The 10,434-nt window shown below is 66.7% G+C and carries 10 protein-coding genes; 5 read left to right on the top strand and 5 right to left on the bottom strand.

The window, feature by feature from the left end:
* Positions 1-700 (top strand): FAD-dependent oxidoreductase (locus G3O00_RS35010; protein ID WP_206145720.1); only part of this gene is annotated, 700 nt, incomplete at its 5' end.
* A 187-nt stretch (positions 701-887) separates the two neighbouring features.
* Here G3O00_RS35010 and G3O00_RS35005 read toward each other — a convergent pair.
* From G3O00_RS35005 to glpD, 3 genes are all read right to left on the bottom strand, one after another.
* Positions 888-1,604 (bottom strand): MIP/aquaporin family protein, encoded by a 717-nt coding sequence (locus tag G3O00_RS35005; RefSeq protein ID WP_011353113.1) that lies wholly within the window; start codon positions 1,602-1,604, stop codon positions 888-890.
* A gap of 81 nt (positions 1,605-1,685) precedes the next feature.
* Entirely contained in the window at positions 1,686-3,188 is a 1,503-nt protein-coding gene (gene glpK, locus G3O00_RS35000) for a glycerol kinase GlpK (RefSeq protein WP_206145719.1), read from the bottom strand.
* 106 nt (positions 3,189-3,294) lie between these two features.
* A complete protein-coding gene (gene glpD, locus G3O00_RS34995; protein ID WP_206145718.1) occupies positions 3,295-4,818 on the bottom strand; it encodes a glycerol-3-phosphate dehydrogenase in 1,524 nt (507 codons plus the stop codon).
* A 162-nt stretch (positions 4,819-4,980) separates the two neighbouring features.
* Here glpD and G3O00_RS34990 point away from each other — a divergent pair, with 162 nt between their 5' ends.
* On the top strand, positions 4,981-5,349 hold the full coding sequence (locus tag G3O00_RS34990) for a hypothetical protein (RefSeq protein WP_206145717.1): 369 nt from the start codon (positions 4,981-4,983) through the stop codon (positions 5,347-5,349).
* Positions 5,350-5,441: 92 nt separating this feature from the next.
* Here the strand turns inward: G3O00_RS34990 and G3O00_RS34985 are convergent, their stop codons facing one another.
* Both G3O00_RS34985 and G3O00_RS34980 read right to left on the bottom strand, forming a co-directional pair.
* Positions 5,442-5,639 (bottom strand): hypothetical protein, encoded by a 198-nt coding sequence (locus G3O00_RS34985; protein ID WP_011353109.1) that lies wholly within the window; start codon positions 5,637-5,639, stop codon positions 5,442-5,444.
* Positions 5,640-5,942: 303 nt separating this feature from the next.
* A complete protein-coding gene (locus tag G3O00_RS34980; RefSeq protein WP_206145716.1) occupies positions 5,943-6,722 on the bottom strand; it encodes a DeoR/GlpR family DNA-binding transcription regulator in 780 nt (259 codons plus the stop codon).
* Positions 6,723-6,944: 222 nt separating this feature from the next.
* Between G3O00_RS34980 and G3O00_RS34975 the strand changes: the two genes are divergently transcribed.
* The 3 genes from G3O00_RS34975 to G3O00_RS34965 all read left to right on the top strand — a co-directional run bounded on the left by G3O00_RS34975 (position 6,945) and on the right by G3O00_RS34965 (position 10,317).
* A complete protein-coding gene (locus G3O00_RS34975) occupies positions 6,945-8,585 on the top strand; it encodes a gamma-glutamyltransferase family protein (protein ID WP_174930681.1) in 1,641 nt (546 codons plus the stop codon).
* Positions 8,586-8,912: 327 nt separating this feature from the next.
* Complete coding sequence (locus G3O00_RS34970) at positions 8,913-9,740, top strand: ferritin-like domain-containing protein (RefSeq protein WP_011353107.1); 828 nt, start codon at positions 8,913-8,915, stop codon at positions 9,738-9,740.
* Between the two features lie 70 nt (positions 9,741-9,810).
* A complete protein-coding gene (locus G3O00_RS34965; RefSeq protein WP_011353106.1) occupies positions 9,811-10,317 on the top strand; it encodes a hypothetical protein in 507 nt (168 codons plus the stop codon).
* The last annotated feature ends 117 nt before the right edge of the window (positions 10,318-10,434 follow it).

The raw sequence follows: 10,434 nt of genomic DNA, 5'->3' as shown, positions 1-10,434 counted from the left end.
GCCCTGCTGTTCGATCGCGGCGCGCGTGCACGCGCTTCACGAACAGCAGGGCGTGGCCATTCGCGTGAGCCGGCAGCCGGTTGCGATCGAGCGGACGGCGGGTGGCGCGCTGGCAGTCGTACTCGACGACGGCGACACGCTGATCGCCGACACGGTCGTCGCCGGCATCGGCATCGAACCGGCCGACGAGCTGGCGCGCGATGCGGGCCTCGCCGTCGAGCGCGGCATCGTCGTGAACGCGCGGCTCGAGACGTCGGCGCGCGGCATTTACGCGGCCGGCGACGTCGCGGTGTTTCCGGGTGCGTTGTCGGGGCGGCCGGTCCGGCAGGAGACGTGGCACGGCGCCGAGACCCAAGCGCGCGTCGCCGCGCGCAACATGCTCGGCGCCGACGAGCCGTATCGCGACACGCCGTGGTTCTGGTCGGATCAATACGACGCGCAGTTACAGGTGGCTGGAGAGCCGGCGCTCGGAGAGCGATCGGTCACGCGCGTGCTCGGCGACGACGCGGAAATCCATTTCCATTTCGACGCCGGAGCGCGGCTCGTCGCCGCGAGTGGTTTCGGCCGCGCGTCGGGGTTCGTCAAGGAGATGCGGATTGCGCGGATGCTGGTCGAGCGTGGGGCGGACGTGATGCCGACCGCAGTGGCGGACGTGAACGTGAAGCTTAAATCGCTGATCGGAGAGGCGAGCGGCAGGTAGCGAAGCGACGCGCGCAATGCGCAACCGGCGCGAGCCACGGGCCGTGGGAACGAGTACGAAGGAGGGGAGTAGCGGCACGGGGGCGATACCCGCGCCGCTATGCCGGCATGCCGGCGGTCAGGCGAAAGAGCCTGTTGCCGAAGCGCGCGTTTGGTCGATTGCCACGCGCTTCGTCACAGGCCCGCGTTCAGGCCATTGCGTGCAGACGCAGGTACAGGCCGGCCGCTGCGGCGCCGCCCAGCAGCGGGCCGACGACGGGCACCCAGGCATAGCGCCAGTCGCTGTCGCGCTTGCCGGGGATCGGCAGCAGCGCGTGCATGATGCGCGGCGACAGGTCGCGTGCGGGGCTCATCGCATAGCCGGTCGGGCCGCCCAGCGAGATGCCGATGCCGAGCACAAGCAGGCCGACGGGCAGTGCGTCGAGCGCACCGAGGCCGACCTGCGGCGATGCGAGGTACAGCACGCCGAGGATCAGCACGAACGTGCAGATCGCTTCGGTCAGCACGTTGTGCGTGACGCTGCGGATCGCGGGCGCCGTGCAGAACACCGCGAGCTTCAGGTCCGCATCGGCTTCCTTCGCAAAGTGCTGGCGATAGGCGAGCCACACGAGCAACGCGCCCGCCATCCCGCCGAGCATCTGCGCGAGGATGTAGCCGCCGACTTTCGACCACGCGAACTTGCCCGCGAGCGCGAGACTGATGGTGACGATCGGGTTCAGGTGCGCGCCGCTGAACGATGCGGTCACGTAGACGGCGACGAATACGGCCATCGCCCAGCCCATCACGATCACGATCAGGTCCGCGCCTTTGCCCTTGGTCTTTGCAAGCAGCACGTTTGCGACCGCGCCGTTGCCGAGCAGCACGAGGATCGCTGTGCCGATGAACTCTGCAATATAAGGTGACATGGTTGTCTCTCGTATGTCATCGCGGACTCGCGCGTGGCGCGGTCCGCCGGTGTTGTTGTATTTCGTTTAAGTGTGTGAGGATTACTGGGCGTCGTCGGCCCATGCCTTCGCGGCACGCACCGCACGCTGCCAGCCCGACATGCAGCGTTCGACGTGTTCCTTCGGCATCGACGGCGAGAAGCGGCGATCGAGCTGCCACTGGTCGCGCACGTCGTCGAGGCTCTTCCAGTAGCCGATCGCGAGGCCCGCGAGGTAGGCTGCGCCGAGCGCGGTCGTCTCGGTGATCTGCGGACGCACCGCGTCGACGCCGAGCAGATCGGCCTGGAACTGCATCAGCAGGTCGTTCGCGCTCGCGCCGCCGTCGACGCGCAGCTCGCCGATGCTGATGCCCGAATCGGCTTCCATCGCGGCCAGCACGTCGAGCGACTGGTACGCGATCGAATCGAGCGCCGCGCGTGCGAGGTGCGCGGAGGTCGTGCCGCGCGTGACGCCGAACACCGAGCCGCGCGCCCGCGCGTTCCAGTGCGGTGCGCCGAGGCCGGCGAAGGCGGGCACCAGGTAGACGCCGTCGGTGTGCGGCACGCTCGCGGCGAGCGCTTCGATCTCAGCGGCCGACTTGATGATGCCGACGCCGTCGCGCAGCCACTGCACCACCGCGCCCGCGATGAAGATGCTGCCTTCCAGCGCGTACTGAACGTTGTCGCCGATCTGCCAGGCGATCGTCGTGACGAGGTTGTTCTTCGATTCGATCGGCTTGTCGCCGGTGTTCATCATCAGGAAGCAGCCGGTGCCGTAGGTGTTCTTCACCATGCCGGACTGCGTGCACATCTGGCCGAACAGCGCCGCCTGCTGGTCGCCCGCGATACCCGCGAGCGGGATCTTCGACGCGAACACGGTGGTCTTCGTGTGGCCGTAGATTTCCGACGACGCCTTCACTTCCGGCAGCATGCTACGCGGGATGTCGAGCATGTCGAGCAGTTCGTTGTCCCACTCGCGCGTGTGGATGTTGAACAGCATCGTGCGCGACGCGTTCGACACGTCGGTCACGTGCAGTTCGTGCTTCGTGAAGTTCCACACGAGCCAGCTGTCGACGGTGCCGAACGCGAGCTTGCCCTGCTTCGCCTTCTCGCGTGCGCCCGGCACGTTGTCGAGAATCCAGCGGATCTTGGTCCCTGAGAAGTACGAATCGATCGGCAGGCCGGTCTTCGCGCGCACCTTCGCCTCGAAGCCCTGTGCTTTCAGCGAATCGCAGAAGTCGGCCGTGCGGCGATCCTGCCAGACGATCGCGTTGTAGACGGGCTGGCCCGTCTCGCGATCCCAGACGATCGTGGTTTCACGCTGGTTGGTGATGCCGATCGCGGCGATCGACGTGCCGTTCAGGCCCGTGCGCGTGACGGCTTCGGCGGCGACGCCGGCTTGCGTCGACCAGATTTCCTGCGGATCGTGCTCGACCCAGCCGGGTTGCGGGTAGATCTGCTCGAATTCCTTCTGGGCGATCGAAACGATATTGCCCTGGCGATCGAACAGCATCGCGCGGGAACTCGTGGTGCCCTGGTCAAGCGCGAGGATGTACTGATCCTGCATGTCTCTCATCTCCATCCGTGGATTTGGCTTAGTTGTGATGCGCGCCGCATGTTGGGCGGCGCGTCGGTGAGTCAACGTCGGTACGGCAACTGCAACTGCATTCGGATCAGGCCTGCGGCGCGTGCGCGGCGGCGAACCACGCATCGACCGCGGCGGTCACCGCGTCGAGCGTGCCGGGCGCCACGTGCAGGCCGAGCTTCGAGCGGCGCCACAGCACGTCCTGCGCGCGGGTCGCCCATTCGGCGTCGCGCAGGTAGCGCAGTTCGGCGTCGTAGATGCCCGGTGCGACTTCGGCGCCGAGCTCGGCGAGCGACTTCGCGCCGTCGATCACGCGCTCCGCGCGCGTGCCGTAGGCACGTGCATAGCGGCGCGCGAGCGCGGCGGGCAGCCACGCATGGCGCTTGGCGAACGTATCGGCGAATGCGTCGAACTTCGCGTTCGCGATGTCGCCGCCCGGCAGCGCGACGCCGGCCGTCCAGGTTTTCGCGTCGCGGCCGAGCACGCTGCACAGCATGTCGCCGGCTTCTTCCGCGAGCTTGCGGAACGTCGTGATCTTGCCGCCGAACACCGACAGCAGCGGGGCGCCCGCGCCGTCGTCCAGCTCGAGGCGGTAGTCGCGCGTGACGGCCGATGCGTTCGCGGCGTTCTCGTCTTCCAGCAGCGGGCGCACGCCCGAGTAGGTCCAGTGCACGTCGGCCGGCGAGATCTTGCGCTTGAAGTAGCGGTTGATCGAATCGCACAGGTACTGCGTCTCGTCGCGATCGATCGCGACCTTCGCGGGATCGTTCGTGTATTCGACGTCGGTCGTGCCGATCAGCGTGAAATCGTGCTCGTACGGAATCGCGAAGATGATCCGCTTGTCCGGGTTCTGGAAGATGTACGCGTGGTCGTGATCGAACAGGCGGCGCGTGATGATGTGGCTGCCCTTCACGAGCCGCACGCTGTGGTGCGCGCCGCGGCCGAGCGCGCCTTTCAGCACTTCGCCGACCCACGGGCCGGCCGCGTTCGCGATCGCGCGCGCATGCACGACGCGGATCGAACCGTCGGCGTGCTGCAGCCGCGCTTCCCATTCGTCGCCGCGGCGTTCGGCGGACACCAGCTTCGTGCGCGTCAGGATCTCCGCGCCGCGCTCCTTCGCATCCATCGCGTTCAGCACGACGAGGCGCGCGTCGTCGACCCAGCCGTCCGAATAGACGAAGCCGCGCTTGATCGAATCGATCAGCGGTGCGCCGGCCGCATGGCGGCGCATGTCGATGCCGCGCGAGCCGGGCAGCAGCTCGCGTTTTGCGAGGTGATCGTAAAGGAACAGGCCGATGCGGATCAGCCAGGCCGGACGCAGGTTCGGCATGTGCGGCATGACAAAGCGCAGCGGCCACATGATGTGCGGCGCCGCGCGCAGCAGCGTTTCGCGCTCCTGCAGCGCCTTGCGCACGAGCCCGAACTCGTTGTACTCGAGGTAACGCAGGCCGCCGTGAATCAGCTTCGTGCTGGACGACGACGTGTGCGACGCGAGATCGTCCTGCTCGCAGAGCATGACCGACAGGCCGCGGCCGGCCGCATCGCGCGCGATGCCCGCGCCGTTGATGCCGCCGCCGACGACGAGCAGATCGTAGCGATTCGGTTGGGTCACCTGCTGTCCTTATCGTCTGATGGAAATGGGTGAACAGAAAATGTTCGAATTCGAAATTTAACGAACGAAATCGAAAAAGTAAAGTTCGAAAAAGCGGGGCCAGTAGCGCGCGGCGCGATCCCGGACGATACTGGCGGAATCGACCGTTTCACGAGGTGAATCATGCGTATTGGGATGTGGGCCGGCGCGTGCGCCGTGCTTCTGGCGGGGTGCACGGCCGGCATGCCGCCGCTCGCCGGCAACTGGCGCACGCCGTCGTTCGTCGACCTGCAGACGTCGTGCGGTGGCACGGCACGGGATTGGGGCACGGACGCGCAGCCGGTCTACTCGACGCTGTATGACGCGTACGTCGCGAAACGGTATCGCGGGCTGACCGAAGCGAACTATTGTGCGTTCGTAAACGAACTTTCGACGCACTATGCGGCGCCTGACGCGGCGACGCGTGCCGGCTGGATCGCGTATTTCAACGGTGCGCGCGCACAGGCCATCAGCTGGCGGGCGGCCGTCGATCCGACGCTGCGCGGCGGCTGAGGCAGGCTGAGGAACGCTGCGGCGAGCGGGAAACGGGAATGGCCGCGCGGCCCGAATGCGGGCGGCGCGGTCAGGTCACGAGCGGTGTGGTTTTACGAATAGCGGTATTTGATGGATCGCAGCGCGGCGTCGCCGGTTTCGGTCACGCAGTATTTGCGCCCCGATCCGAGTCCTTCCAGGCGAACGAGCTGCTGTTCGAGCAGTGCGTCGATCTCGTCCCGATCCATGTGGGTTTGATCGGGAGCGTCCTTCACAAGCAATAGCGTGGCGAATTCATGCGGACTCAGCATCGTTCTCTCCATGGCGACCAGTCAGCCCGCGCGCCCGGCGCAAAAGCCGACGCGCGATACCCGTCGGGGTATGGCTTGGGGGGAAAAGCTGCATTCGCCGGCCATGTCATTCGTCCGCGCCCTGGCACAGGCGGAACGGCGGAACGGGCCGGGGAACTGGAGTCTAGTCGAGCGCGCAGGCAACGACAAATCGTGCCCCGTTAATTTTCCCTTTGACAGCCGAGCCACGCGCAAGCGGTTTGCTCGCGACGCCAACTTCTTGATTTCACTTGAAGTTTCGGGTGCGGTGCAGCATCGGCACGGTCACTCCGCGACGTACACCTGGGTGCCGGCGGCCGCGACGGTGTCGGCCATCTCGGGCGGCAGCGGCTTGTCGGTGAAGAGCGCGTGTACCTGGCTCAGGTGGCCCTGGCGCACCAGCGCGGGGCGGCCGACCTTCGAATGGTCGGTCACGAGATAGACGGTGCGCGCATGCTGCATGATCGCCTCGGCCACGCGCACCTCGCGCGTGTCGAAGTCGCGCAGCGTGCCGTCGGCCTCGATCGCCGACGTGCCGATGATCGCGTAGTCGACCTTGAACTGGCGGATGAAGTCGATCGCGAGTTCGCCGACGATCCCCTTGTCCCACGGCCGCACGATGCCGCCGGTGATCAGCACCTCGCAGTCGGGGTAGCCGCTCATCATCGACGCGACGTTCAGGTTGTTCGTGATCACGTGCAGCCCGCGGTGGCGGTTCAGCGCGCGTGCGACTTCCTCGGTGGTCGTGCCGAGGTTGATGAACAGCGAGGCCTGGTCGGGAATGTGCGACGCCGCGAGCGCCGCGATGCGCCGCTTCTCGTCGTGGAACATCCGCTGGCGGGCCGTGTACGACACGTTCTCCGAGCTGGTCGGCAGGCTCGCGCCGCCGTGGTAGCGGCGCAGCAGGTTCAGGTCGGCGAGCCAGTTCACGTCGCGGCGGATCGTCTGCGGCGTCACCGCGAAGTGCGCGGCGAGATCGTCGACGGTCACGAAGCCGTCGCGCTGCACCCATTCGAGCAGTTCCTGCTGGCGCGCGTTGAGGGTGAGGCGGGGATCTCGGGTCATGGCTCGATGGTCGTGTCGTGAGACGGAGCGAGTATTGTAAGGGCGGCAACGACGTTAGGCCGGCCCGGCCCGCATGGTCGTCCGTCATTCATGCGGAAATGGCATTGATTCATGTGATAAATGAATTTGTGCGATTGTGCCGATCGCGCTGCAATGGCGGATTGCCCGCGCACGCGGGCGCGCGTCCGGCGCGTTCATTCAGCTTTCGACGAGGTGGAATCGATGACTGGCTTCAACTGGCACAACCCGTATCCGACGACCCGCATTCCGGTGTTCGCACGCAACGTCGTGTCGACGTCGCACCCGCTCGCCGCGCAGGCCGGGCTGCGGATGCTGTGGAAGGGCGGCAACGCGGTCGACGCGGCGCTGGCCGCTGCCGCCGCGCTCACGGTCGTCGAGCCCGTATCGTGCGGGCTCGGCGGCGACGCGTTCGCGCTCGTGTGGGACGGCGAGCGGCTGTCCGGGCTGAACGCGTCGGGCGTCGCGCCGGCCGCATGGAACGTCGACTATTTCCGCAAGCGCCACGGCGAGGCGGGCAACGGCATTGCGAACAAGCCGACGCGCGGCTGGGATACCGTCACCGTGCCGGGCGTGATCGCGGGCTGGGAAGCGCTGCATGCGAAGTTCGGTTCGCTGCCGTTCGCGGACCTGCTCGAGCCGGCGATCGAGATCGCGGAGCGCGGCTATGCGGTGCCGCCGATCGTCGCGCACAAGTGGGCGGCCGCGGTGCCGGAACTCAACGGGCTGCCGGGTTTCGCGGATACCTTCATGCCGCACGGCCGCGCACCGCAGGTGGGTGAGCGCGTGTGCCTGCCGGGCCATGCGCAGACGTTGCGCACGCTGCAGAAGGAAGGTGCCCGCGCGTTCTACGAGGGCGTGCTCGCTGAGCGCATCGCCGCGTTCTCCCGCGAAGGCGGCGGCGCGCTGACCGCGGCCGACCTGCATGCTTATCGGCCGGAATGGGTCGAGCCGATCGGCAAGCGCTTCGGCCGTCACACGATCCACGAGATTCCGCCGAACGGGCAGGGCATCGCGGCGCTGATCGCGCTCGGCATCGCCGAGCACGCGGGCGTGACCGAATGGCCAGTCGATTCGGTCGACTCGCAGCATCTGCAGATCGAGGCGATGAAGCTCGCGTTCGCCGATGTCTATCGCTACGTCGCCGATCCGCGCGCGATGGAGGTCACCCCTGAACAGATGCTCGACGATGCGTATCTCGCCGAACGCGCGAAGCTGATCGATCCCGCGCGCGCGACGCATTTCGGCGCCGGCCGGCCGCATTCGGGCGGCACGGTCTACCTGTCGGCGGCCGACGAGCGCGGGATGATGGTGAGCTTCATCCAGTCGAACTACATGGGCTTCGGCTCGGGGCTCGTGGTGCCCGGCACCGGCATCGCGCTGCAGAATCGCGGGCACGGCTTCTCGATGGATCCGGCTTCGCCGAACGTCGTCGCGGGCGGCAAGCGGCCGTTCCACACGATCATCCCGGCATTCGTCACCGAGGAGGTCGACGGTCGCACCGAGGCCGTGATGAGCTTCGGCGTGATGGGCGGCGACATGCAGCCGCAAGGCCACCTGCAGACTGTCGTGCGGATGCTTGGCTATGGGCAACAACCGCAGGCTGCCTGCGATGCGCCGCGCTGGAAGGTCAACCGCGACTTCACGCTCGACGTCGAGGCAACGATGAATCGTGCGACCGTCGATGCGCTGACCGCACGCGGCCATACGATCAAGTCGATCGACGATCCTTACATGGATTTCGGTTCGGGGCAGTTCATCTGGCGTCTCGACCGCGACGATCGCGAGCGTGGCTACGTGGCCGCGAGCGACAGCCGGCGCGACGGTCTGGCGGCCGGTTTCTGATGGATTGCTGCCGGCTTTCGCCGGCATTTCGTGCGCTTCGCGGGCGGCCGGATGGCCGCCCGTTTCGTTTGCGGCAGCCCGAATCGCCGAGCGGGCGCAAGCGGTTTGAAGGACTCGTCTAACGAACGGCAACAGACGCCGTGGAACTGCGCTCGTCCGGTATGGTCAGTGCTCTGGAGCACGAACATCAAAGTCCGGCTAAGATGCCAGCATGGTTCGGCCGGACCAATCCACTATAAACGCAAGTAAAACGCCGCCTGCGGGACGGTTGGCGCCTGTGCCGAAGGCATGGGCCGGCCCCCGCGCGACGACTGGGAGCGCACCACCATGGACACCAAAACGACGCATGTGATGCCGTGGCGAATCGAGGACATCGACCTGAACCGGATCGATCGTCAACGTGCCGCCGCGAACGAGGATCTGTTGTTGCTGCTGTGCGCGTCGTCGTTCATCGAAAGCGGCTCGGATCTCTACACGAGCAATCTGAGCCAGTTCTTCAACGACGATCCGGAAGTCTCCGCATGGCTCAACAATGCATGGGAGCACGAAGAATTGCAGCACGGACGCGCGCTGAAGGCGTACATCGCGCACGTGTGGCCGGAGTTCGACTGGGATACCGCGTTCGCGAATTTCTTCGCCGAGTATTCGAAGACCTGCAAGGTCGAGGCGTTCGAGAAGACCCGCGCGCTCGAGATGGTTGCACGCTGCGTCGTCGAGACGGGTACGGCCACGCTCTATCGCGCGATCAACGAATGCTCGGACGAGCCCGTGCTGAAGGAAATCACCGACAACATCCGCACGGACGAAGTGCGCCACTACAAGCACTTCTTCAAGTTCTTCAAGAAGTACAACCAGCTCGAGGGCAATGGCCGGCTCGCGGTGCTCGGCGCGCTGGCGCGCCGCGTGATGGAAATCAAGAACGAGGATTCGGAGATCGCGCTGCGCCACGTGTTCGCGGTCCGCTATCCGGATCGTGTGGGCGACAGCCAGTACAACCGCGAACGCGCCGCGCGTATCAGCACGCTCGTGCGGCGCAACCTGTCGGCCGACATGTGCGTGAAGATGCTGCTCAAGCCGCTCGACCTGCCCGCGAAGATCCAGCCGGGCGTCCACTATCCGCTCACCAAGATCACGCGGCACGTGTTCCTGCGCTGATCGCCGCGGCGCGGCCCGGCGCGCGTATGCTGCGGCTTCTTCATCCGCTTTCCACCGGGGCCACGCCATCATGACCGATACCCATCGCCACGCGCTCGAACAATGGACGTTCGATGCGTGGCCGCCGGCCGTCGTTTCGTTGTTCGACGGCACGGCGCTCGAACGTCATGCCGACTTCGCCGCATCGCTGATCGTCGCAACCGACGACGGCCAGTTGCGCACGACGCTGCTCGGCGTCGGCGAGATCTACGCACACGATGCGCGCACGCTGCTGCTGGCGCTCTGGCCGCAATCGCGTGCGGCGCGCGCGATCGCGCAACGGCGGTCGGCCGCGTTGACGCTCGTCGCGGACGGCGCGTTCTTTCAGGCGCAATTGAGGATGGCGCCGCTCGAAGGGGACTTCGGCGGACTGGCCGGATTCGCTGCGACGATCGCGCACGGCGATGCGCAGCGGGTCGGCTATGCGCGTCTCGCGACAGGCGTCACGTTCACGCTGGAAGGGGAGCGCGCCGCGGTGCTCGCACGCTGGCAACGCCAGGTCGAGCACCTGCGGCGCGCAGCCGCACGGCTTCAGTGACCGCGCTGGCCGCTGCGCGACGAACGGTTGCGGTTCGGGTAGCTCGGAAGAGCGCCGTGTAGGGAAAGGGTGTATGAGACTGTGTCGGTGCCCGGGGGCGCCGGCACATCAAAAAAA

Source organism: Burkholderia sp. Ac-20384 (assembly GCF_017104605.1).
Classification (GTDB): domain Bacteria; phylum Pseudomonadota; class Gammaproteobacteria; order Burkholderiales; family Burkholderiaceae; genus Burkholderia; species Burkholderia lata.
This window is presented reverse-complemented; position numbering and strand designations above follow the sequence as displayed.